At 51.5% G+C, this 25,136-nt stretch carries 17 protein-coding genes; 12 read left to right on the top strand and 5 right to left on the bottom strand.

The genetic code is table 11. The annotated features are described in order from the left end of the window. Positions 1 to 14 precede the first annotated feature (14 nt). From AB1L42_RS23465 to AB1L42_RS23450, 4 genes are all read right to left on the bottom strand, one after another. Positions 15 to 224 carry a hypothetical protein gene (locus AB1L42_RS23465; RefSeq protein WP_367062540.1) on the bottom strand — a complete coding sequence of 70 codons (210 nt, stop codon included), beginning with the start codon at positions 222 to 224 and terminating at the stop codon, positions 15 to 17. A gap of 613 nt (positions 225 to 837) precedes the next feature. After that, positions 838 to 3,477, bottom strand: a complete 2,640-nt coding sequence (locus tag AB1L42_RS23460; protein ID WP_367062537.1) for a response regulator — start codon at positions 3,475 to 3,477, stop codon at positions 838 to 840. A 57-nt stretch (positions 3,478 to 3,534) separates the two neighbouring features. Then, on the bottom strand, positions 3,535 to 4,170 hold the full coding sequence (locus AB1L42_RS23455) for a response regulator (RefSeq protein WP_367062534.1): 636 nt from the start codon (positions 4,168 to 4,170) through the stop codon (positions 3,535 to 3,537). A gap of 345 nt (positions 4,171 to 4,515) precedes the next feature. After that, positions 4,516 to 5,478 carry a PEP-CTERM sorting domain-containing protein gene (locus AB1L42_RS23450; RefSeq protein WP_367062531.1) on the bottom strand — a complete coding sequence of 321 codons (963 nt, stop codon included), beginning with the start codon at positions 5,476 to 5,478 and terminating at the stop codon, positions 4,516 to 4,518. A 553-nt stretch (positions 5,479 to 6,031) separates the two neighbouring features. Between AB1L42_RS23450 and AB1L42_RS23445 the strand changes: the two genes are divergently transcribed. The 12 genes from AB1L42_RS23445 (at position 6,032) to AB1L42_RS23390 (ending at position 23,383) form a co-directional block, all read left to right on the top strand. Beyond that, a complete protein-coding gene (locus tag AB1L42_RS23445; protein ID WP_367062528.1) occupies positions 6,032 to 6,958 on the top strand; it encodes a hypothetical protein in 927 nt (308 codons plus the stop codon). Between the two features lie 323 nt (positions 6,959 to 7,281). Continuing rightward, entirely contained in the window at positions 7,282 to 7,839 is a 558-nt protein-coding gene (locus AB1L42_RS23440; RefSeq protein ID WP_367062525.1) for a heme-binding protein, read from the top strand. A 183-nt stretch (positions 7,840 to 8,022) separates the two neighbouring features. After that, the gene (locus tag AB1L42_RS23435; protein WP_367062522.1) at positions 8,023 to 9,378 is read left to right on the top strand and encodes an NAD(P)/FAD-dependent oxidoreductase; all 1,356 of its coding nucleotides are present in this window, start codon (positions 8,023 to 8,025) and stop codon (positions 9,376 to 9,378) included. A 205-nt stretch (positions 9,379 to 9,583) separates the two neighbouring features. Continuing rightward, positions 9,584 to 12,163, top strand: a complete 2,580-nt coding sequence (gene mprF / locus AB1L42_RS23430) for a bifunctional lysylphosphatidylglycerol flippase/synthetase MprF (protein ID WP_367062519.1) — start codon at positions 9,584 to 9,586, stop codon at positions 12,161 to 12,163. A 256-nt stretch (positions 12,164 to 12,419) separates the two neighbouring features. Further along, positions 12,420 to 12,884, top strand: coding sequence for a hypothetical protein (locus tag AB1L42_RS23425; RefSeq protein WP_367062516.1), 465 nt, complete (start codon positions 12,420 to 12,422; stop codon positions 12,882 to 12,884). Positions 12,885 to 13,239: 355 nt separating this feature from the next. Beyond that, entirely contained in the window at positions 13,240 to 14,745 is a 1,506-nt protein-coding gene (locus AB1L42_RS23420) for an efflux RND transporter periplasmic adaptor subunit (protein WP_367062513.1), read from the top strand. A gap of 110 nt (positions 14,746 to 14,855) precedes the next feature. Continuing rightward, positions 14,856 to 18,050 carry an efflux RND transporter permease subunit gene (locus tag AB1L42_RS23415; protein ID WP_367062510.1) on the top strand — a complete coding sequence of 1,065 codons (3,195 nt, stop codon included), beginning with the start codon at positions 14,856 to 14,858 and terminating at the stop codon, positions 18,048 to 18,050. A gap of 135 nt (positions 18,051 to 18,185) precedes the next feature. Then, positions 18,186 to 18,680 (top strand): hypothetical protein, encoded by a 495-nt coding sequence (locus AB1L42_RS23410; RefSeq protein WP_367062507.1) that lies wholly within the window; start codon positions 18,186 to 18,188, stop codon positions 18,678 to 18,680. A gap of 189 nt (positions 18,681 to 18,869) precedes the next feature. Continuing rightward, positions 18,870 to 19,637 (top strand): hypothetical protein, encoded by a 768-nt coding sequence (locus AB1L42_RS23405; protein ID WP_367062504.1) that lies wholly within the window; start codon positions 18,870 to 18,872, stop codon positions 19,635 to 19,637. Positions 19,638 to 19,707: 70 nt separating this feature from the next. Further along, positions 19,708 to 20,931 carry an FtsX-like permease family protein gene (locus AB1L42_RS23400; RefSeq protein WP_367062501.1) on the top strand — a complete coding sequence of 408 codons (1,224 nt, stop codon included), beginning with the start codon at positions 19,708 to 19,710 and terminating at the stop codon, positions 20,929 to 20,931. Positions 20,932 to 21,074: 143 nt separating this feature from the next. Further along, a complete protein-coding gene (locus AB1L42_RS23395; RefSeq protein ID WP_367062498.1) occupies positions 21,075 to 21,758 on the top strand; it encodes an ABC transporter ATP-binding protein in 684 nt (227 codons plus the stop codon). Positions 21,759 to 22,354: 596 nt separating this feature from the next. Continuing rightward, positions 22,355 to 23,383, top strand: a complete 1,029-nt coding sequence (locus tag AB1L42_RS23390) for a hypothetical protein (protein ID WP_367062495.1) — start codon at positions 22,355 to 22,357, stop codon at positions 23,381 to 23,383. Positions 23,384 to 23,405: 22 nt separating this feature from the next. On the opposite strand, the gene AB1L42_RS23385 is transcribed toward AB1L42_RS23390, so the two are convergent. Further along, on the bottom strand, positions 23,406 to 24,962 hold the full coding sequence (locus AB1L42_RS23385; RefSeq protein ID WP_367062492.1) for an AAA family ATPase: 1,557 nt from the start codon (positions 24,960 to 24,962) through the stop codon (positions 23,406 to 23,408). Positions 24,963 to 25,136: the final 174 nt, after the last annotated feature.

Genomic DNA, 25,136 nt, shown 5'->3' with positions numbered 1-25,136 from the left:
TTTCAGTCAATTCTTCAACGAGGTTTTAAATCGTCAGTTCCAGCTTCCACTTCACGTTCGATGGCAACGAGCAATGTTACGAAACCGAGCGAATCGATTTTTGCTTCCTCGCCGGTCACTTTTTCCGACTCCTGAGGCTCCAGACGATTCTCCGCCGGGAGCATTTCGTTGGTCTCGTTGATTGCGGTGTAGATGCATTCAAGGATCGTTGTCCGATCAGCCATGGGGATTCCTCAGTTTCGTTTGCACTCGGCATCTCTTCACCGAGCATTCGCAATTCTCTCGGGAGAGTGTAATCCCCGGACTCTCAGCCAATCCGGCAAGAAAGTTCGATTCTCACGATCTCAACAGAAATGCGTTTTGTTTTGATGAATCGGTCTCTTCAGGAAGTGAATTTCGCCATGCACCGTGGAAAAACACGATTAATTGATGACGAACTCACGCATCAATTTCTATTTTCCATTTGCGCAACGGTGGCGTTCGTTCGAGACCAAAACGCATTTGGAACGTAGTTCTGCAAAGTCGCGATTGCAAGCAATTTCTGAATCGATCCAACGGGGTTTCCAGCTCCCGATGCCAAGAACTCCAGCATACCGAGTGACCGGTATCACCCGCACTTCGCTGGCTCGCAAACTCGAGGTTTTTCGCCGGTTTTAGTGAGGTCTCAACGTTCATGTTGAATTCAAAGTCGAGAGTCCGCTCCCGGAAAGACTTGGAAGGTGCCTCACCGAAGAACGAATCAACAGGCACTCAGCGAGTTTTTGAGCCACACATCGCTGGCAATTGATGCGAATGTGCACGGTAGGGGATGGGCTCCAGCTGGTCCGCAAGTTCAGATCACAAACCGATCACTTCAGGCTGATCGGAGGATTGGTCGACTTCGAGATCACTTTCCGCGGTCGGATTGAAAGCGTCTGGTTCACCGTCCAGAGTTGTGAAGATTGTTTGAAGCAGAGATGCACTCGTGAACGGCTTCGTGAGGATCGGAACATTGACCTCGGCAGCTTCCGCACTCTCCAGAATCTCACCGAATCCAGTCATGAGAATAACGGGCACATCGGGGACGATTGATCGAACTCGGTGTGCCACTTCGAATCCCGAGATCCCAGGCATCATGATGTCCGACAAGACAAGATCAAACTCTTCAGGAGACTTTTGGTATTCCAACAGCGCCTCCCTGCCCTCTGCAAATGCTTCGACTCGGAACCCGTGAACTTCAAGAATGCGAGTCAGCAAGCGTCTTAGGACACTGTCATCTTCAACGACCAAAATGCGTTCAGTGCATTCACGAGTCGGAGCGTCGTTCTTTTGAAGCGACGAAGGAGCAATTCCATCGGACTGTCTTGGGAGGTAAATCGAAAAACGAGTTCCGCTTCCGACTTCGCTTTCAAGCCGAATCAATCCTCGGGCTCGATTTACAATCCCCTGAACGGTCATTAATCCGATCCCTGTCCCTTGCTCTTCTTTTTTCGTTGTAAAGAAGGGTTCGAAGACCTGCGACTTCGTGCGGGCATCCATTCCACATCCGTTATCTTCAAACTGAATGAGCAGATACTCGCCCGGATATGCTCCTTTGTGGTCACGGACATCTCGTGGGGAGAGTCGGACGTTGGAAGTGGAAATGGAAATCCGCCCCTTCCCTTCCATTGCGTCGCGAGCATTAGCAGTCAGATTAATCAGAATTTGCTCAAACTCGACGGGGTCGAGGAGGATTGGGTAGACGTAGTCTTCGAGATTCGCATTCAACTCAACCTGTTTGCCGGCGATCATTTGAAGCATTCCAGATAGTCTGCGGATCTGCTCGCTGGCGTGAATGACTTTCGGATCGCTGCCACATTTTCGGCTGAACGATAGAATTCGTTTCGTCAGGACACCCGCACGATCGACTGCTTCTGAAACTTCCCCGATCATCGCTCTCTCGGCAGAGTCCTGGGGAAGCAATGAGCGAACGAGATCACAGTTGCCCATCATCACTGTCAACAGGTTGTTGAAGTCGTGGGCAATCTCTCCCGCGATCAGGCCGAGAGCCTGCATTTTCGCGGATTGGCGCTGAGACTCTTTGTTTGCCTGCGCGGCAACGGCGTTCAGATCGCGAGCCAATACGCAGCGAGCGACATCTGAAATCACCTTACAGATTCCAGCGACCAGTTCGCGCTTACGGGCACTCAGGTTTCCGCGGAGGATGAGAATGAAGTGAACTTTCTCATCATGGACAATCGGAACAGCGACTTCACTGGCAAAAGCCAGACGTACGTCGGATGATTCGATCTTCTCCCGTTTCGAAATCATCAGCGACTGGTCGGTCCACACAATATTCTTGCGTTTGATTGCCTGACCGACCGCGTTCGAAAAATCATCCAATGGTCTGAGAGTTGCAGATCCGCCCATTTCATCAAAGTGCCGGTTCCAGCGGGTCACACATTCGAGTGCCCCATCGACTGCACCTGTGGACCAAACGCTTCCCTCATCAAACTGCAATGAAGAACACAAACACCGCAGTACTTCGGACCAACAGTCAAGCAAGTTGCCGGACTCAGCCAGGATCGAACAGATTTCTTCCTGACACTTCTGTCCCTGGAGCGAGAGATCCAGCGATGATCGATCGTTGGCAATCAGAGTGACTGAAAGGACTTCCTCTGAAAGAGATAGAACCGGACACAGGGTGGCATCCATACTCCAACGCGCTCCGTCCGGAGAATTCCCATTAACACGCCTGTAGACGGGCAAGCGATTCTCTGAGCACAGACGAGCCATTTCTCGAAAGTCATCGCATCCGATCTCTGCAACGTGCCTGCCATGAATGTCTACATTCTTCACGCCGAAAACACGTTCCGCAGCCCTGTTACAATCCAGAACAGTCCCATCGGGTGAACATGTCACCACCGGTACAGGGGATGTAACAATCAACGCTGAATGGACTCGAGAATTGAAGTGACAAGCTGCTCGCTGTGCAACGATTAGACGTGCCAGAGAAAATGAATCGGCGAATCTCTGAAGTGCTTCTCGAATCGAATGATCATCATTTTCCGATGAATCGAGGATCACCAGCTGTGTCTTGAGATCATCGGGATAGATTGCTGATTGCTGATTGTGGCCTGACAGAAGTCCTGTCGCTTGAAAACCTTGATTGCTGATTGCAAACAGTTGTGAAGATGGTCGACCGGGGATGCTGTTTTCAACGGAGCGTTGAAACTCCTTTGGACTGGCCTGGACTGCGGCAAGGTTGGGCGCCAGGACATTCCAGGATGGAGATTTCTGAATGAGTTTCCACTTCCCGGTTTCCTGATCGGATTCCCAAACTGCTGCAGCAACCCCTCCGAACTCAACATCGAGTCTTCGCAAGACATCAGCTTCGAAAGAGTCAAAGTCATGTGTCGTCAACGCCAGCGACACTATTCGTTGTAAGAATGTGTCGTAGCGAGAGCGGAGAATGGCGACGTCGCCCCGCGACGCGTCCAGAATCGACCTGTTTTCCATTGTGTTCGCAATCAGTAGTGTCACTTCCGGAGCTAAAACGCTCTTTCCGGTGTGACGTCAGACGCCAGAGTTTTCGGTCTGGAGAAGTCGATGTTCGGTGACAGCTGTGACGAGTTCAGCGACTGAATGAAAACGCATCTTCTGCATCATGTTTCGACGGTGTACCTCGATGGTCTTCGTAGACACATCCATCTTGTAGGCCATCTGTTTGTTCGCCATTCCTGAAACGACGCCTTCGAGAACTTCTTTTTCGCGAGGTGTTAACGATTCAATCGAACGTCCGATTTCGAGTGATCTTTCACTCGAATCTCGATTTCGCCGATCAAGTTCGACGGCTTTAAGAATACTTTCGATCAGCACTTGCGGGAGAAATGGCTTCTCAATCATGTCGGCAGCATGTGACTTCATCGCCCGGATCGCGAGCGGAACATCCGCATGACCAGTAATCAAAATACACGGAAGACAGATTCCGAGAGAGTTGAGTGATTCCAGAAGTTCCAGTCCGTCCATGCCCGGCATTTTGAAATCGGAGACAAGGCAGCCCGGTTGTCCGTCGTAGTCGCGAACAAATTCATCAGCGGAGGCAAAGACTCGCGGTTCTAAATTTATGGATCTAACGATATTAACGATTAAGCTGCGCATTTGATGATCATCATCGACGATATGAACAGTCGCTGTCGGTTGTACCTGCATAGGAACGCTCCTCAAATTCACTTACGGAGGTCATCTCTTCAGAAAAATACGCCACAACTGGTTGTCTGCAACTTCCTTCAATCCATTTGATCCTGAACTCTTCGACTGATTTTCCGAGTCGCTATAAACGGATTGTTCCTTACACCCGAGGTGCGAAACTCTTCACTTCAAGAAGAAAAGGCAGTCCCCCTTCCGAGGGATCAGGAAGGAAAACTGCCATTTTCTATTTGAGAATTGCTCATCAAAGCCTTGGTTGGATCAGATTTCTTCGGGTCTGATGAGGGAAACAGTGACCAGATCAACCAATCCATTCAGGCCATTGCACCGGTGAGAGCAACTGAGAGATTAAGAACGCTTTGCTCGTTTTCGGATGTTGTAGCCTGCACAGCTGCACAATCCGCAAGCGAGGAGAGCCATGGAACCTGGTTCTGGAACAGGTTGAGCACTGGCCTGCATCGAAGCTTCAGAATGCGAGATGATGACTTCTCCGTTGAGAAGACCGGCTCCGAGTGCACCGATGCTCACACCAACGTCGTTGAACCGCAAGGCCAGAGCGTTCACGCTGATCCCAGCTTCTGTAGACATATCACCAGTCACGATTTGTTCGTTCAGGATGACATCGATCGATCCCTGCATTCCGATCAGACCAGGAATCGAAGCGTCGATTGTCAGCACTGGTGTGTTTGCAATGGGTGAAGATTCCAGAAGGAATTCCACGCCAAGAACTGTGAGGAGTGCCTGATTTCCTGAAACACCATGAGTTCCTGTGATGGTGGTCGTTCCAGAAGCAACGAGGGCACCGCTGTCGCCAGCGACAGTTGCTGTCGATTGAATCTGTGTCGCATCGAGTGACACAACCGACTGCAGGACAATTCCGAGTAGGCTGGAGTTGAGAAGTGAAACGTTATTGACAGTTGCACTCGCTGTCGTCGTCTTGCTTCCAAGAGTTCCGTCAACGTTCGACTGAGCGTTCACATCCAGAACACCTGTGTTGAAGTCGATCAGATCTACGAGTCCCAAACCGAAGACACTGATCCCCCCACTCGCATTCACAGAGGCGAGACTCTGAGCATCATTGTAACTTGCAGGAGCGTTTCCAGACGCAACAGGAATCGGTCCAACACCAGCAGAGACGATCGCATCCAATGGCGTCAGTGAGAGGCCAATCCCGAGGTCAACATTCGCACCGTAAGCTGAGCTGTTTGCGCCAATGATCTCAGCCTGGGCAACACCCGCTGAACCGATTGCGACGGACGAAACTACAGCTGCAACTAATAGACGAACTCGATACCGCAAACCAGTTTTCATCGTAGACACCTTAGAAAAGAGAGTGAGAGAACGAGACTTTCGAGTTGCCGTTTTGATCAGCGGTTGTACAACCATTGGCACCTCGACTTTCGATTCACAGGCTAATGGGAGAACTCACCTCTGTCTTTTAGGGTTTGTCCTAATCCGAGCGGTCTTCCGGCAAGTTCTTCCGATTCACGACCCCCTCCCCACAGCAGAAGAAATTTGAAGGCAAATCGGCTTCAAAATGTGCAATCCGCATGATGCAGATGAGGAAAGAGTGGAGATCTCGAGCTGTTTGCGAACACGAACTGATCGGCAATTCTCAAGCTAGGCAGGAACACAGTTCCAGGCGCAAATCCGGGCTCACTTCAGTACTACGAATCGTATTTCTCCGTGTCCGCGAGAGTTCTGCACAAGCTGCTTTGAGAGGCAGTAGACGGTTGAAACCCTCAGTTTTCTTCACTTCGGACAAAACTTCGAAAAAATCTCCGTCGGAATGTCACAGCTGCTTTGTTCGTCTGTACGGGTGGTGTCTCCACAACACTCACCACTCAAAAACGGAAAACAAACCATGTGCTTCTCACTCAACAAAAACCTGTTCAGTTTCTTTGCAAACCGCACTCTCGTCGCTGCCCTGCTCGTTAGCGTCTCGCTTACCAGCGTCCAACCAATCTTCGCAGCATCCAATGGTTCAAGTGCAGCAGAATACGAAGCCTGGGGACTCGAAGCTCCGAGCAATAGTGGCGGCCGATCAACACAGCCCGCTCAGACGACTCCTTCCAACCCACCTTCAAATCCAGACCGTTTTTCCGCTCATTCGCCAAATAACCCACACGTGCCTGCTGAGCTTGCAGACCGAATCGCACAGTCGATGGTCCAAGTCATCGCAGTCGATGCACAGGACAACAAGTATGCGACAGCTGGATGGGTTGTCGATTTCGAACGCGGCATCATCATGACCAATCGATTCATCCTCGAAGGTGCAAAAACAGTCATCGTTTTGTTCCCTGAAATTCCAGGTGAAGACGTTCAAGGAAGCGTCGCAAAAGTCCTGCAGTATTCATCTGAGATGGATGTCGCCTATGTTCAGACCATCAATCCGCTTCCAAACAGCCTCCGAGGACTTGAAGGAAGTTCGCCTGCCCCAGCGACTGCACCTGCCACTCAGCAACAAGTTTCGTATGTTCCTGAACCAGGTAGTGCTTTCACTCCAATCGTCGGAACATGGTCGCTGCAAGACACATTGAACGGCTATCAGATCCACATGGTCGTGCACTTCACAGCACAGGGCGAGTACGGAATGCAGACGACTATCGTTGATCAGTACGGTCAGCAGTCGAAAGAAATCGAACGCGGAGCCTATGTCGCCAACAGCAACGGCCTGCTCGTCATGGAAACGAATGAAGGCATCCAAGAACTTCCATTCTGGTTCGAAAGCGGTTGCCTGTGTGTGAATCTTCAAGAACAGGGTTTGACGCTCTACTTCAACAAGAACTAATCAGCTAAGAATCGACACCTGTTCTTGAATTCAAAGACGAATTTCGCAGCATCCTGAACTTCGCAACCGACGCTGGGACTCAATTGAGTCTCAGCGTTTTTTTTGTTGTTTGGAATGCGACAAATTCGCTTGCTGCGAATATTTCAGGTAGACAGGATTCACAGCTACGAACATCTCATGCGCAGGGTTGCATTCCGGTTTGTCGTTCGGTCGAATTTTGCTGGCAGCTGTGCCATTCACAGGAGCATCCTCAAGTCATCGTCAAGCGATGAATTGAACCGTTTCCTCAAGGAACTTTTCTTCAACACTGAACAAGGCCCTCCATGTTCCGGACACTCCAAGTACTCTCCCCTGCAACTCTCTTCGCGTGCCTGCTACTTCACTCCACGCTACTTACCGCCGATGACAAATCCGCTCAGGCAACTTCCTCTCCGATGGTCGAGCGGCAGCGGATCGGCCTCACGCTTTCTGGAGCAGAACACATCGTTCGCCATGCCAGAGCGAAGGCAGGAGAGATGAACCTCAAAGTCAATATTAGTGTCGTCGACGAAGGAGGCCACTTGATCGCGTTTGCACGCATGGACGGAGCCCGACCTGCCAGCGTTTACACCTCCATGACGAAAGCAACCGCAGCCGCCACCATGCGGACAGCGACAGGTCCTCTTCCCCCTGGAAAAGAAGTCAACACGCACTTAAGTCTGGCCGTGGAAAGGGCTGGATTTGCGAGCGGCGGAAAACTGACGACTCTCTACGGAGGAGTTCCAATCGTGGTCGATGGCCAGGTGATCGGCGCTGTCGGAGTCGGAGGAGCAACTGGAGAACAGGATGCTGAAATCGCTTCCGCAGGTATTCAATCTCTCATGGAGAAACTCGCAGAATAGAGAAGTAAACTTTTTAAGCAATTAAACCGGCTCTGTTCCTGAATTCAGTTTCCGTATCTTCAGGAGCGAGTATCAACCGTTTGACCGCTTTCGAATTTTAATCCAATCCTGTGCTGTGAGTTTGATGCCGAGAGGCGCCGCTCCGAACATTAACTCACAGCATCTTGAGCAAGAACCGTTGAAATGAATCATCAGTCAGAACGCTCAGTCCCTCGTGTCGTCGTGATTGGAGGCGGGTTCGGTGGTGTTCAAGTCGCTAAACGCTTGAAGAGATCGCCGGTCCAGGTCACTCTTCTGGACCGGCGAAACTTCCATTTGTTTCAACCACTCCTTTATCAAGTTGCCACCGGCGGACTCGCCACTTCGAACATCGCGACTCCGTTACGCTACATGTTTCGAAAACAAAAGAATTGCGAAGTTCTGCTTGCGGATGTAACTGGATTCGACCTGCAGAGAAAAGTCGTCATCCTGCGTGATGGTGAAGTCCCATACGATCATCTCGTCGTAGCTGCGGGAGCCACGCACAGCTACTTCGGACATGAAGAGTGGGCCCATCTTGCTCCCGGTCTGAAAACGATCGAAGACTCTGCAGAAATCCGAAGACGTATCTTCATGTCATTCGAACGTGCCGAACGAGAATCGAATCTTGAACGGCGTTCTGAGCTGATGACTTTTGTCATCGTCGGTGGAGGACCAACAGGCGTCGAACTGGCTGGAGCACTCGCGGAGATCGCGCAACATACCCTGAAGAATGACTTTCACCATATCGATCCCAAAGAAGCTCGAATTCTGCTCATCGAGGCAGCACCTCACATTCTGGCTCACATGCCTGAAGACTTGAGTAAACGTGCGGCGGAAAGAGTTCGGTCTCTCGGGATTGAGATTCGAACACAAACCAAAGTTGTCGAAATTCATCCCGATCGGGTGACGCTGCAGTCGGGAGATCAAACTGAGATCGTGAAAACACGCACAGTTCTCTGGGGAGCGGGTGTCAAAGCCAATCCACTTGGAAAATTACTCGCGACTGAAGCCGGACTGGAATCTGATCGTGCTGGCCGCATTCCTGTTCAGGCAAACCTCTCACTCATCGATCACCCCGAGATTTTTGTAATTGGCGACATCGCAAGTTGTGCGGGCGAAGATGGACGTCCATTGCCGGGGCTGGCTCCGGTCGCGATGCAGCAGGGACAGTTTGTCGCCAAGCGGATCGATGCCATTGTCCGCGGGAAGAAGCATGACGAGGTCTTTCACTATAAAGATCGCGGAAGCATGGCCACACTCGGCCGTTCGGTCGCTGTCGCCAAGATTGGAAAACGTGAGTACTGCGGATTTTTCGCGTGGTTGATGTGGTTGGTCGTCCATCTCATGCAGATCGTCCAATTCGAAAACAGAATGCTCGTGCTGATGCAGTGGATCTGGAACTACTTCACATTCAATCGGTCTGCCCGGCTCATCACCGAATCGCCGTTTTCTGATGCATCAGATCCCGGAAAATCAACTGCCGCTTCAGAAAATGCTCCTTCGCCCAGCGACGCTTGAACCATCGAATATGAATTTCGATGTCAGTTTCTCAGGCATTCTCCCGCAACGGGAAAGTCTGTCAGCAAACTCATTTGACAGTCGTTAGAGTTGCGGCAAACTTTCACGAACAATAAATCGAACACCGCAAGCTGCCCTCAGTCAGGCAACTGCAACGAGATGAATTTCGAGTTCGTCAAACAACTCACTTCGCATCAAACGGGACATGGCTTTGAGACATCGACTCCAACAACTGGCGCCTCTCTTTGCCACCCTCATCTTCATCGGCGCAGCTTCACTGCTCTGGCATCAACTCAAGGGCTACAACTGGGCTGATATCAGAAACAGTCTTCAATCGATTCCAGATTGGAAGATCGCTCTGTGCATCGCATTGACGACTGCAAATTACTTCGTCCTGATCGGATACGACTGGCTCGCGCTTCGCTCCATACATCATCCCCTTCCATTTCGACAGGTTGCTTTCGCCTCGTTTACGGGATTCGTAGCCACATACAATTTCGGAGCCACCCTGGGAGGCCTACCGGTCCGCTATCGTGTTTATTCGTCGCTCGGATTGTCCTCGATTGAAGTTATGCAAGTCGCGTTCATGTTGGGGCTGACGTTCGGAATCGGAGAAATCGCGACGGCAGGTTTGAGCTTTGTCATCGATCCGATTGTGATCCCCGAACAACTGAACCTGCCGTTTCACACTGTTAAAGGCTTGGGTTGGACGCTGATTGCGATTACAGCGGGATACCTGTTGCTGACTGCCTTCATTCATAAGCCCCTTCGAGTTCGCAGCTACGATATTCAACTCCCAAAGTTCGGTGTGACGCTCTCTCAAATTGGTGTCTCAGTGGCCGACCTGGTTCTTGCTGCAGGTTGCCTGTATTCATTGATGCCTCCCGATTTCACAATGAATTTTCCGCAGCTGCTGGGAGCTTATTTGCTGGCCATCGTCGCGGTCATGCTCACCCATGTCCCCGGTGGAGTCGGGGTCTTTGAACTGGTGATCCTCACGCTTACCGGTTCGACTTCGAAAGAAGACGTCGTCGCTGCTCTCCTGATTTTCCGAGTCATTTACTACTTGCTGCCACTGCTCGTGGCCACACTGTTGGTCGCTGGTCTGAGCTTGGCCAAGCAAGTGAGCAAGATTCAACCGATCGTGCGAGGGAGTGGAAGAATCGTGACTTCCATCGCCCCTGCCATGCTTTCGATGGCCACGCTCATCGCGGGAATCGTGTTGTTGATCTCAGGAGCAATTCCATCGGTCTCGTCACGCATGCAAGTGCTGGAGAAGTTTGTCGGACTGCATGTCGTCGAAGTGTCGCATTTCGTGGGAAGCCTGGCTGGTGGGGCTCTGATCCTGGTCGCTCGTGGACTTCAACGAAGACTCGACACAGCCTGGTGGGGTGCGGTCTGTCTGCTGACAATCGGCGTCTTGACATCCCTGCTCAAAGGAATCGACTACGAAGAAGCATGTATCCTGCTCCTCGTTCTCACTTCCCTCATCTGCTGTCGAAACCGCTTTGATCGACCGGGAAGATTGCTCCATGAACGTTTCTCGCTCGGTTGGTTCTGCACGATCGTCATCTCTATTTTGAGTTGTTTGTGGCTGGGAGTTTTCATTTACAAGAACGGAGACATTCAGAACGATCGCTGGTGGGAGTTCGCCATTCATGGAGACGCACCGCGATTTCTTCGTGGTTGTGTGGGAGTCGCGGCAATTCTCGTGCTGTGGACAATTGGCAGAATTTGTTCACCCTCGAAAGCTGGAAAATCACAGCTTCCAACTGAGTCGGACCTGCTCAAAGCTTCTGAAATCGTTGCCAAGTCGACTCGGACGAGCGCAAATCTGGCCTTGCTCGGCGACAAGCGATTTCTGTTCAACGAAGCCGAAGATGCTTTTTTGATGTACGCAATCGAGAACCGTTCCTGGATTTCCATGGGAAATCCTGTCGGCCCTCCTGAAAGGTGGCCGGAACTGATTTGGAGCTTTCGGGAGATGTGCGACTCTCACAACGGTCGCCCAGTTTTCTACCAAATCGATGCCGACTCGCTGCCGATGTACGTCGATCACGGGCTGACATTTTTAAAACTTGGTGAGGAAGGACGCGTCAACGCCAGAGAATTCTCATTGAATGGACACCACTTCCAAAGCATGCGTTCAACGCGAAATCGTATCCTCAAAGCTGAATGCCGATTCGAAGTCCTTCCGAAGGAACAGGTCGCAGCCGTTCTGCCTCTCCTAAAAGAGATTTCCGACGCCTGGATGGCCGAAAAACATGCTGCCGAGAAAGGGTTTTCGCTCGGATTCTTTGACGAAAAATACTTGATGCAATTTCCCTGTGCAGTGGTCACACAGAATGGAAAGATTCTCGCCTTCGCAAATCTCTGGCTCGGTGCGAACAACGAAGAGTTCTCTGTCGACCTGATGCGTCACGACCCAGCCGGTCCGCCCGGTTTGATGGACTATCTGTTCGTGGAATTGATCTTCTGGGGGCAACAGCAGGGATACGAGTGGTTCAGCATGGGAATGGCCCCACTCTCCGGAATCGAAGATCGACCGCACGCCCCAATGTGGAACAAAGCTGTGGGCGTCCTCTATCGAAACGGAGATCACTATTACAACTTTCAGGGTCTTCGTTCTTACAAAGACAAATTTCGTCCGGATTGGGAACCGCGGTACCTGGCAACTCCGGGTGGAATCGCTTTGCCGCAGGTGCTCTCCGATCTCGTCCGTTTGATTGGACGCGAAAAGAAGCCCGGTAAATTGTCGCCAAGCTCGAAGAATTCGGACGAGTAGCATTCTGCCCTTAGATGCAGTCTCACATTTAGGACACTGCCATGATCATCCTGAAATTGAGCCACCTTCAAAACGCATTTTGACTCGAAATCCGTTGCGAGAAACGAGGAGTTTCCCGAGCTACATCCCATGATTCATGATGTTGAGACCGCGAAGCCCCCGCGAATATGGTCTAGACCGCCATTCAAATGGCCGATAAGATCGGAAAGGAGAAGGGCATTTTCGCTCGACTCATCAATACTCCTAATTTTTCATTATGTTCCAAAGTTTCCTGACCGCCCTGACAATCATTTCGATTGCGTTTCACGCGACGGTCGGATGCTTTGCGCATCACTATCACTCTTGCGACACTGCCGCAAAGCAAACTCCCGAAGCTGTGGCTGCGGAAGGATGCTGTTCGCACGACCATGCCACCTCGACGAGAGTTGAGCCGCAAGATGCTCTCCCAGCTGATGAGCATTCCCGGGAACTTGCCGAATCCGGTGACAATCACGATCACGCTCCCTGCATCGACGACCACTGCAATTTCGTCGCAGTACATCGTGACCAAGACGTCCATCAGATGCTGACGTTTTCGAAGTGGTGTCAGGTCCTCGGCAACGATTTGGTTGAAGTCGCCGGTGATACTCTCCTGCCGAATTTCGGGCTACACCAACATCTCTCTCTTGCCCTGACAGGTCCGTGCGCCGACCGCTCTGCGCATCAGGTCTGGCTGCTTTAAGGGCACTCCTCTCGCATTGCTTATGCGACCTGCGAACGTCGTCACAGCACAACAAGTGCAGTGAAACGGCGATTCCGTTTTCCGAATGAGACTACTTCTCGTCCGGTCCAATAAAGATCGTCGTCCGCGAAATAGACGAATTCGCAACAGCCTGACGGAATCTCACAACACGATCCCACAGATAAGATTGTGCGCTCATTCACAAGATCAGCTTTGTGAGTGATGAAGATCTCGCTGGCTTGCGAAGACTTGCTTCTTGTTCCAACTCACTCGCTTCAACGAGACGGTTCAGCATCTTCCTGCACCAGTCCGTGCGAGTTCAATTCACCCAGTTCGAAGAATCCACAGCAGAACAATGAACACACAAAACCGGACTTATTTCCCAAAATGGGCGTGGTGGACCGGACTCACAATTGTCGTCCTCATCTGCGGAGTGACATGGTCTCAGTGGTTTCCAGGTCTCAATTCCTGGGTCGAGCGGACGGTTTCTGCATTTCGAGCAGGTGAGACAGAAACTGGTGCCGGTTCGCATGAGGAACACGACTCCCATGATGACCACGATCACGGGTCTCACGAGGGACACCAGGACGAGTCGTCGCTTGAGCTTTCGGAACAAGCGATGCGGAACATCGGGCTGACCGAAGAAACTTTGCTTCCGGTCCAACTCGAGACGTTTTGGCGATCGATCACCGTTCCTGCACTCATCGTTGAACGGCCCGGCAGGACGAGAGTTCAGGTTGCCACTCCCATGACCGGAGTCATCACTGACGTCCATGCTGTAGCGGGTGAAGCCGTTGAACCGGGGACTCTGCTCTTCCAAATCCGCCTGACGCATGAAGACCTCGTCCAGGCTCAAACGGAGTTCCTGAAAACGCTTGGAGAACTGGATGTCGAGGAACGTGAAATCACCCGACTCGAAGCTGTCACCAGCAGCGGGGCGGTCGCTGGCAAACTGCTCCTCGATCGCGAATACGCCCGCGACAAGCTCACAGCGCTGCTGCGAGCACAACGTGAAGCACTCAGGCTTCACGGGCTCTCAGAAGGGCAAGTTAATCAAATCTCCGAAGAGCGTCGATTACTACGAGAACTGCAGATCTTCGCTCCGACGATCGACAATCACGAGCCCGAAGAACTGCAACTGACGCGTTCGGCAGCACAGAGGTTCAATACTGAATCGGGATCACTGCTCGACAGAACACAACTTGTCACGCACATCGGACCACTCATTCTTCAGGATCTCAGTGTACATAAAGGTCAGTCAGTCAATGCTGGGGAAACTCTTTGTGTTCTCACGGATTATGAAGAGTTGCTAATTGAAGGTATGGCTTTCGAACAAGACTTTGAAGAGATCCGAGAAGCTTCGAAGAACGAATGGCCGCTCGATGCCATCTTCGAAAGAGCAGGTTCCGGAAATCGCGTTCTGGAAGGGCTAGAGATCGCCTATCTCGCCAATCAAGTTGATACCGGAACTCGAACGTTGAAGTTCTATGTTCGGCTTCACAACGAATTGATCAAGGATCGACGCGATAGTGGCAACCGCTATGTCGAATGGAAATATCTGCCCGGTCAACGCCTACAGCTGCGCATCCCCGTCGAAGAGTGGCCAGAGCAGATTGTCGTCCCGGTCGATGCCGTCGCACGTGAAGGCGTCGAATCGTTCGTCTTTCAGCAGAACGGAGACCACTTCGATCGCGTCCCGGTTCATGTCAAATACCGAGATCAGTTTTCTGTAGTCATTGCCAACGATGGCTCTCTCTACCCGGGTGACGTGATCGCTACGCAAGGTGCTCATCAGATGCAGATGGCTCTGAAGAACATGTCTGGAGGTGGAGTCGATCCGCACGCGGGACACAACCATTAAGTGCATCAAACATCTATTAACTTTTCGATTTACATCACTTTATCAATCACGATCACTAATTGAGACGGTGGAAACCGACTCAGAAGATGCTTTAAGAAGGTCTCCTGACAATGCTGAACGCAGTGATCCGATTTTCGCTTCAAAACCGATTGGTTGTTATCGCTGCTGCGATGTTTCTGATCGGATTCGGTAGCTGGCAAGCAATGCAGTCTCAGATCGATGTCTTCCCCGATCTCAATCGTCCACGCGTTGTCATCATGACAGAAGCCCCCGGACTGGCACCTGAAGAAGTTGAAACACTGATTACGTTCCCCATCGAAACAGCGATGAACGGAGCCAATGGAGTCCAGGAAGTTCGAAGCTCGTCGGGAGTCGGAATCTCCGTCGTCTATGTGGAATTCGACTGGGGCACCGACATTTACAACGATCGCCAGATTGTCAATGAGCGGCTGCAACTCGTTCAAGAGAGAATGCCCGAAGGAGTCAGCCCAACACTCGCTCCCATCTCTTCGATTATGGGACAGATCCTCATGGTCGGAATCTGGAGCGAGAACAACGAAACGGAGTCGCTCGAACTTCGCACACTTACGGATTGGGTTGTCAGGCAGCGTCTGCTGACGATTCCCGGAGTATCGCAAGTGTTCACCATGGGCGGAGGACGAAAGCAGTTTCAGGTGTTGGTTGACCCTGATGCCATGTTGCGTTTTGGTGTCACGCTGCACGAAGTAAAACAAGCCGTGCAGGACAGCAACGAAAACGCCACCGGCGGCTATCTGGACGAGCAAGGCCCCAATGAATTGCTTGTTCGAGCCTTGGGACGTGTCCAATCGATCGAGGATTTGCAGAAAGTCGTCGTCGCAACTCGTTCAGGCCGACCGGTCGCTCTCGCTCAAATCGCCACAGTGATCGAAGGACCTCAGGTGAAACGCGGTGACAGTGCTGCCTATACCCGCGACGAAGACGGTCAATTCTCTGGTGGTCCTGCTGTCGTCCTCACGATCAACAAACAACCGGGAGCCGACACTCGAAGAGTGACTGATTCCATTATGGCAGCCATTGAGGAACTGCGCCCCACATTGCCGGACGATCTGCGAATCGAACCACTCTACACACAGAAGTCGTTCATCGACCGAGCAATTGAGAACGTCGTCGAAGCGTTGCGTGATGGGGGGATTCTGGTTGTCGTTATCCTCTTTCTGTTTTTAATGAATCTTCGCACAACTTTTATCACACTCACTGCCATTCCTCTGTCACTTGTGATGACAGCGATCGTGTTCTCTATCTTTGGGATTTCGATCAACACCATGACCTTGGGAGGGCTCGCGGTCGCGATTGGCGAATTGGTTGATGACGCCATCGTCGACGTCGAAAACATCTTCCGACGACTCAAAGACAATCGAGCGAGTGCCAACCCAAAGCATCCGCTGCTCGTCGTTTTTCAGGCAAGCGTTGAAGTTCGCAACTCGATCGTGTTCGGAACGATGATTGTCATCCTCGTCTTCCTCCCTCTTTTCGCACTGTCCGGAATGGAGGGCCGGTTGTTCACACCACTGGGTGTTGCATACATCGTCTCGATCCTCTCTTCGTTGCTGGTCTCTTTAACAGTGACCCCTGTCCTTTCGTACTGGCTGCTCGGAAAGCAAAAGTTCTCAGAAACTGAAAAGGACGGATTCGTACTCCGAGGTGTGAAGTGGATCGGCGAACGAGTGATTCGTTTCAGCTTGGCATTTCCAAGATTGAATCTCTTGGCAACGACATTCCTGGTTTTCATCGCAGGCCTCTTTGTCACGAGCCTCGACCGTGACTTCCTTCCTCCTTTCAACGAGGGAGCTATTCAGCTCAATGTCATCCTTCCACCGGGAACATCTTTGGAAACATCGAACGCCATCGGCCAGAAAGTCGAACGTCGCCTGCAGGAAATCGAAGACGTGACAAAGTTTGTACGTCGAACCGGCCGAGCGGAACTCGACGAACATGCTGAAGGGGTCAACATGAGCGAAATCATTCTTGAGCTCGACCCAGAGTCAGAACAGTCTCGCGAGGATCAACTCACAGAAATTCGTGAAGCGATGGCTGATATCCCCGGAATTGTAACTGCGGTCGAACAGCCGATCGCACACCTCATCTCACATATGCTTTCCGGAGTGAAAGCTCAAATTGGTATCAAAGTCTACGGGGACGATCTCGATAAGCTGCGGCGCACCGCAGAACAAATGAAGGTGTCGATGCAGTCTGTGCCTGGCGTCAAAGACCTTCTCGTCGAGCCTCAAGTCGTGATCCCCCAGCTTCGAATCGAACTCGATCGGGACAAACTTCTGCTCTACGGTCTGAATTCCGCCGAGGTGAATGACTTCATTGAAACAGCTATGAATGGTCAGGTTGTATCGGAAGTTCTCGTGGGGCAACGCACGTTCGATCTCCTCATTCGTCTCGATGAAAACTATCGCGAAGACCTCCAGCAACTGCGACGACTGACGATCGAACTGGAAGACGGAGGTAAGCTGCCGCTCGAAGCGGTGGCGAGGATTTATGAATCCGGGGGTCCAAACACAGTCAACAGAGAGAACGTTCGTCGAAGAATTGTCCTTCAATGTAACGTCTCCGATCGCGGTGTCGTGGACGTCGTCGAAGACATTCGAAAACAGGTCCAACCGATTGTCGAGGACCTTCCCGCCGGATACTTCGTCGAATACAGCGGGCAGTTCGAGAGCCAACAGTCAGCTTCACGAGTCATTGGACTGTTGTTCATGGTTTCGATGATCGGAGTTTTTCTCGTTCTGTTCACGATGTTCCGCTCCATCAATCTTTCGCTGCAAGTCATGATGGCCCTTCCGATGGCCTTGATCGGGTCGGTGGCAGCTCTCGTGATCACAGGTCAGTCACTCACCGTAGCTGCCATGGTCGGTTTCATTTCACTGGCAGGAATCGCATCGCGGAACGGAATCTTACTCCTCAATCATTATCTGCATCTCGTCAAATACGAAGGAGAAGACTGGAGCAAGAGCATGATCATCCGTGCTGGTCTGGAAAGGCTGGCTCCCGTTTTGATGACTGCTCTCACTTCCGGAATTGGTCTCGTGCCTCTTGTTCTCGCTGCAGGAGAACCGGGGAAGGAGATTCTGTACCCGGTCGCGACGGTCATCCTGGGCGGGCTGATCAGCTCGACCCTGCTCGACTTCTTCGTTCACCCCGCTTTGTTCTACCTGATCGGGATGAAAGAAGCTGAACGCGTCGTCAACGAGTCAACAACTGAGGTCCTGTTGATTGAGGAAGATGACGTCCCGCATGGCTCCCAAGTCGACTGAGGAAACTTGACTCATTCGAGCGAATTTCTCTCCGCCTCCGTCAAACCGACGAAGACACCTCCACTAAAGAGACCCGTTTTCCCGATTCACAAACTCCGGCAAGTCAACTTGTCGAACCTCAAACTGGAAACTGAAATGAAAATTGAACTTTGCCAAAAATCTGCCGTTGTTTTCGCGGTCATGCTCGCAATTTCCGGATGTGCCAAGAATTCTTCCACTGAAACCGATAAGTCTGACACAACACCAACCCACTCAGAGCACGATCACGGAACCGAGGGCCCACACCACGGAAGCCTCATCGAGCTCGGAAGCGGAAACTTCCATGCGGAAATCGTACACGATGATCAATCGGTCACGATTTACATCCTTGATGGGCAAGCCTTGAACTCGTATCCGATTGAAGCAGCGGATCTCACCATCAACATCAAAATCGACGGCCAACCAGAACAGTTTTCACTCGTTGCCAATCCCGACACCGACGATCCGGAGGGAAAGTCTTCAAGGTTCAAAGTCGAAGAATCCCGACTCGCAACTTCTCTCGATGAAGAGAGCGCCGACCCGCGACTCGTTGTCACAATCGACGGCAAGCCGTATCGCGGAGTCATCGCACATTCCCACGACCATCATTAATCATTTTGTTAAATGATGACGCGAGATTTGGTTCGCAGACCGCGTGAAGAATTCGTTCACTGAATTGACAAGACCGAAGCCAACAGACACTCCATTGACGGACAACAAGCACTGCACGGCGTCGTCCGAGGAACGTCCCTCGTTCCTCAGACAACGCTCATGCCGAAGCACAAAAAAGGAATCTGCACAATGACAAGGATTGTTCTGAAAATAAACGCAATCATTGCCATCATGACCATTTGCAGCACTGCTGTTTATGCGGAAGGTCGGGCCAGCCAGGCGGTCAAAGAAGCAGCTCAAAACAACCAGTTCGCATTCGTGATGTTCTATCGAGCTGACGACGCGTTAACCCGGCAAATGAGTCAGGTTCTCGAGTCGACACTTTCGACACGCGAAGACGCCGTCATCGTTCCCGTTCAGATCGGAGACGCAGCTGAACACGAACTGATCAAACGATTTGACGCAACGCGGATTCCACTTCCCGCCACAGCCGTTCTCGCCCCCAACGGCGCAGTTTGCACTGTCTATCCTCAGCGAGTCAGCGATGCACAATTGATTGCAGCGATCGTCTCACCGGCCCAGGCGAAATGTTTGAAAGCACTTCAGGAACAAAAGATCGTTGTTCTTTGTGCACAGCCAACTGCAGCTGCGGATGTTCCATCTGGAGTTACAGAGTTTAGAGAAGACTTGTTCTTTAGTGACCGCACCGAAGTTGTCACTGTACTGGCCAACGACCCAGCAGAAACGAAATTCCTGAACCAACTCCGAGTGCCAACGAACCGATCAAATTCGATCGTCGCATTCATGGCCCCTCCGGGTGTCATGATCGGTGTCTACGACGGAAGCATTACCCACGCCCAACTTGCACAACAACTTGCCGCCGCCGGAAAGTGCTGCGACGACGAGAACTGCCAGCACCACAAATCAGCTGGCGCGCAACAACCTCCCCGGCGATAGACGCTCAGTCTCGCCAACACTCTCCCAAGCAATTCCCTCTCTCTCTCAAATTCCCAAAGGAATGGGTGTCATGAAGCTTCGAACAATGATCTGGAAGGAACTCTGGCAGCGTCCCACACCAATGCTGACAAGCCTGATGGCCGTCACATTTGGAGTCGCTGCACTTGTTGCGATTCAGAACATCACCGACTCTTCGGAGAAAAAAATCGCCAGCGACATGGAAGCATTAGGAGCAAACGTTCTGGTCTTGCCGCCGAGTGTCACGCTTCAGGATTACTATGGCGCGGACCTGCACGGAAAGACGATGCCGGAAGAGTACGTCAGTCGGCTCGCCCTCGCTCGTATGCCCGGAGTTGAAAATCTCGCCCCAAAACTCTGTGTCGAAACTTCTGTCGATTCCATTCCGGTCACGTTGACGGGCATCCTTCCTCAAAGTGAATTCCAGGCGAAGGCTGCATGGCAAGGCCTGGGAATGATCACTAATCCTATTGGAACAGATCGCGGCTGTTGTACAACGACTGCAAATCTAAACACCGATAACGATCCCAACTCACTGGCCACCAATCGAACCGTTCAGGACCTCGGTGATAGAGAAGTCATCATCGGACGCGATCTGGCCAAACAACTCGACGTCCAGTCAGGGGCTGAACTGAATCTCTTTGGAGAGACATTTCGCGTGCTGACAGTCTTGCCATCGACAGGCACAATCGACGACGGCAGACTCTTCGCCCACCTGCACAGTGTTCAGGACCTGTCCGGAGCCGGACCTGTCATCAACGTCATCGAAATTATGGCATGCTGTGAAGAAGCTGCTGGAAGCCTGATTACAAACCTCTCCGCTGAGCTTCCGGAAACAAGAGTGATCACGATCGCCCAGGTTGTCGACACGCAGATTTCCGTCAATCGGCTGATGGGAAGCTTATCGTGGGTCTTCTTTTCGATCCTGTTACTCGTCGGAGCCGCGAGCATCGCGAGCGTGATGTATGCCAACGTCATCGAACGCCGCAAAGAAATCGGAACGTTGATGGCACTCGGTGCGAGCCGCTCGTTCGTCACTCAAATGTTCCTCGGCAAAGCCATGATCCTCGGATGCGCGGGCGGTGTACTCGGGTTTGTCTTTGGAACGGCTCTCGCGATCTTTCTCGGACCGCAGCTACTCGGGATTACCGTTCAACCCATCCCGCAATTGTTACTCGTCGGTTTGGCTGCCGCCACCACAGTTTCTGTCGCAGCGAGTATCTTCCCAGCCCGCAAGGCCGCAGGTCTCGACCCTTGTCTCGTCTTCAGTGAATAGGACTGTCGTCGACGAGTTTAGCAACAATGCAGAAACAGGTTTTAGAACACCAAAGGGAAATTTAAGTCGCCAACCTCGGACCAACTAGGACGAGTGCAAGGTTTCTACAGCCTACACGATGACACACAATGGAGTTCTCAAGGATGTATCAGCTTCAGTCAGTGAATCAGATTTACGAACGTCGCGGCAAGCGAGTGATTGCTCTCGATGATTCAAACTTGTCCATTCACGACAACGATTTCATCGCTGTCGTTGGCCCGAGCGGAAGCGGAAAGACAACGCTTCTTTCAATCCTCGGCGGAATGCTGACCCCCACATCAGGCCAGGTATTTCTTAACGGGGAATCAATTTACGATCTGTCTGTTCAACAAAGAACGGAGCTTAGAGCGAGCAAGATCGGATTTGTCTTCCAGTCTTTTAATCTCGTCACTTGGCTGACGGCACAGGAGAACGTCCAAGTCCCATTGATGCTTTCAGGGAAATCTGACGCAGAGCAAAAGCAACGTGCTTCCGAGCTACTCGATCGTGTCGGGCTAGCCGATCGAATGGATCACCTGCCTGCCGAATTGAGCCAGGGACAGCAACAACGTGTCGCGCTCGCTCGCACTCTAGCTAACGATCCCCGCGTGATTCTCGCAGATGAGCCGACCGGAAACCTCGACTCCGAAACGCGCGAACAGGTCATGAATTACTTGTCCGAATTCCATCGCGATGGACGCACAATCGTGATGGTCACTCACGACCAACAGACAGCTGCGTTCGCCAATCGAACTGTCCGACTCGTCAATGGAATGACCAGCGAAGGCGATGAATCGATGGCTGCCTAAACTGCTCCGCTCGGATTAGCGCAGCCAACGAGAACACAGCTTCTTTTTGATATCACCTGAGATACGAGGCGACTCGGAAATCGCTTCGTATTTCAGATCTTTCTGAACACGCCTGACATTTCAGGACCGAAAGCACGTCGAATTCGACTCACTTGACCGATCTCCGGATCGACTCATTGTGCAATGTGAATTCTCGACCTGGGCAACCTTCAAGACTTAGACCGTGCGAACGTTTTATTTAACGAATCTACGAGGTGTCTCTTTAGTCGAAGAAAAGTCTTGACAGACGATTTCAGGTCTGTAATCTCAGAAATGGCCAGGCTCTAATTCTCTCACGAGCTTTCTCTTTCAAAGGAGCTATTGCTATGAAGTTCCGGTGGTCGGGTTCGTATTTCACAGGGTTCATTCGGAGCTTCGCAAGGAGTATCTGCTGGTCGTAGCTCGCCGAAGAAATGATTGTCGAAGTTTTAGGGACCCTTCTTTCAGATAACAATCCCCCTGGTTTCCTTTGAACTCTGCATACAAATGGTTGGTCGATCTGGGAAACCCAAGCTCAACCGGTGCCAAAAATGACTGCAGAAAACAACGAGTTTCCGATGAGAGTTCACTTTCAGCTGATAAGTCTCGTTGTCCTCCTCTCTCTCACTTGCTGCGAAACAGCAAAAGCCGAACCGGAATTGAATGGGGATCAGGGCTTGAGGGAAAGGATCCTAGATGCAATCGCCACTTCCCGTGGGATGCTCGAAACCGGACATTGGAAAGGAACAGTTCTGTTCCTCAGCGGGGCAGATGGAGAAGTTCCCACCGAAGAAATTCGTGGCACCGCGGAGGTTATTTGGGACAAAGATCGGACCTACCGCAATTTCGAATTTGATGTGATCGACCGCACGCCCCCGGAAAGTAGGCCGCACATCATCGTGGAACGCTTCGAATCTGAAGGGAAGCTCTTGAAAATTGAGAACGAGAAAGTGGTTTCAGAATTCGTAGAGCCTCAGCCGATGCATCGCCCTCTTATGCATGAACAAGTGCGGCCCGACGAACTTTGGTTCAAGCTAAACGGGACATACGACTTCGAGAAGTTTCTGCACCTGGAAAATCAGTTTAAAGTATCCAAGCTGCTCAGTTCTCAAGTTTCACGACTTCGCGATGGTCGAATCGCTGTTCTTCACATTTACATCGCTGGTCAAGGCAAAACACTCACCGTTCGAATTATCGCAGACCCGAAACAGGGGCTCCATCCAGTCGAGTGGTCCTACGAATGGTACGACCAGCGTCGAACAGGAAAAGCGAGCTGGGACCGAACTGATGCGGGCGTCTGGTATCCGAAGTCATTTGAATATCAGAGTTCTGAGAGATTCCCTATTGATGCCAAACACCGCTGGAATCTCAACTTTCGCATGGAAACTACCGAATTTAAACCGCGCTGGGACAAAGCCCGTGATCCATTCAGCATCAAGCCCAGACTAGAACCTGGTATGGTGTACTACGTCATCGCTGCAAACGGCAAGCGGGTCTCCAAACGGGTCATCGGCAAACCGGAGGAGAAGACGCCGGAAGAGACTCATGATCGTTTGACCGATCAAGCCAAAGAGGATTTTGCAGCCCCAAGCGATCAGGAGCAGTAACTGGTCCGCCGCTTCCTGATGATCAACCTCCGCCATGAATTGCCGAGACGATCTTTTCGACGCAGTCTTTTCGATCAAGAGTCGTATCGACCCGTACAGCGAATTGCGATTCCGTTTCTGAGAGCGGTTGAAATTCCCGTTGTTGTTTTTCGAGTACAGTAAGATCGGCTTCGGAGGCGTCGCCCCCATCATGCTGACGTTTTGCGACCCGTTCTTTCAGAATGGAATCTGGTGCCTCAAATTGCAGAACGACGAGTTCGCATCCGATCTCGCTGGCAAGTTCGAAGAATGGCTCCCGTCGTTCAGGATCAAGAAAAGTCGCATCGACGATGACAGACATTCCGCCGAGAAGGATAGATTTGGCGCACTCAAGGAGATGCAGGTAAACTGCTTCCTTCGACTCGGACGAATAAACGTTCTCTCCCAACTTCTTCGATTTGCTCAACCGGTTTCGCTCGATATCGGACCTTAAGCGGACCGCTCGGAGTGGCCCCACTAAGTGCTGTGAGAAAAACGATTTTCCGCTGCCGGACAAGCCGAAGGTGAGAATTAGCTTTCGCGGTCGACTTTGAAAGTAGCTGAAAGCGAGTTCCATCAGGGGGAGAATCTCTTTGCAGTCAGGTTCTTGCTCATCTTCGACTTGCTGTGTTCGCCGAATCGCAGCAACTTTCGCGCGGACCATTGCCAGGTAGCTCGCATAAAATGAAAGCAGCCTGAGGCCATGGTAATCACCAGTCTCTTCGCAATACTTATTCAAGAAAAGCATTGCTGCCTGAGACCTTCCGAGATGATCGAGATCCATCACCACGAATGCCGCTTCGCAAATCACATCAATCCACCGCAACTCCTCATTGAAGTCGATGCCGTCGAAAATTCGGACTCTGTCATTTAAAAGCACCATATTCCCGAGGTGCATATCTCCATGACACTCTCGGATGAACCCTTCTTGCTTTCGTTCTGAAACCAACTTCTCCAGCGATTGCCACTCCCGCTCTGCTTCTTGCTCTACTCTATCGAGAACTTTCAGCGAGGGTTCTTCAGAAATTCGCAACTTGAGTTGTTCAAAGTTCTCAGCAACAGGCGTCCACACCTTCTCGGGCGAACCAAATTTTGAATCTGTCCGGGCTATTAGAACGCTCTGATGAAATTCTGCGACGTCTTCGGCCAAAGTCTCGAAGTGACGATTTTCAACCTGTGCCGTTCCAATCATCTCTGACAGGATTCGACCAACTGGGAAGCGTTGCATCTCCACTGCATAATCGATGATTTCGCCTGATCCATCGACTTCAGGTTGGTCAACCGTCCCAGTAATTGGAACCACTCGACGATAAATCTCTGGAGCCAAGCGGCTGTTGAGTCGCAACTCTTCTTCGCAAAAGTGCTTCCTCAATTCAAGAGTTGAAAAGTCCGCGAACCCGAGATCGACAGGCTTCTTGATCTTCCAACCTCGATTACCTGCGAGGACGACCCAGGAAATATGCGTTTCAATGAGATCACAGTCGTTCCTGCCATCAGCGTCAGACTCTTTCAACTGCCGCAACAGTGATGGTCCCAGTTCTTGACTCTTCCCAGTCTCCATCGCACCCCTTTGTCTTCACCTAAAACTCAAAGCACTCGTCGACTCCGTAATTCAGAGTGCAACAACAGCGGCACGAGTTCAACCCATGCAGCATTTCTATTCTGAAGACTGATGAGCGAGTTGCCATTTCAGTTCAGCAAACGACATAATCTGAGTCGCGAAAAGAAAGAGAGC

The sequence above is a fragment of the Thalassoglobus sp. JC818 genome, from assembly GCF_040717535.1.
Lineage (GTDB): Bacteria > Planctomycetota > Planctomycetia > Planctomycetales > Planctomycetaceae > Thalassoglobus.
This window is presented reverse-complemented; position numbering and strand designations above follow the sequence as displayed.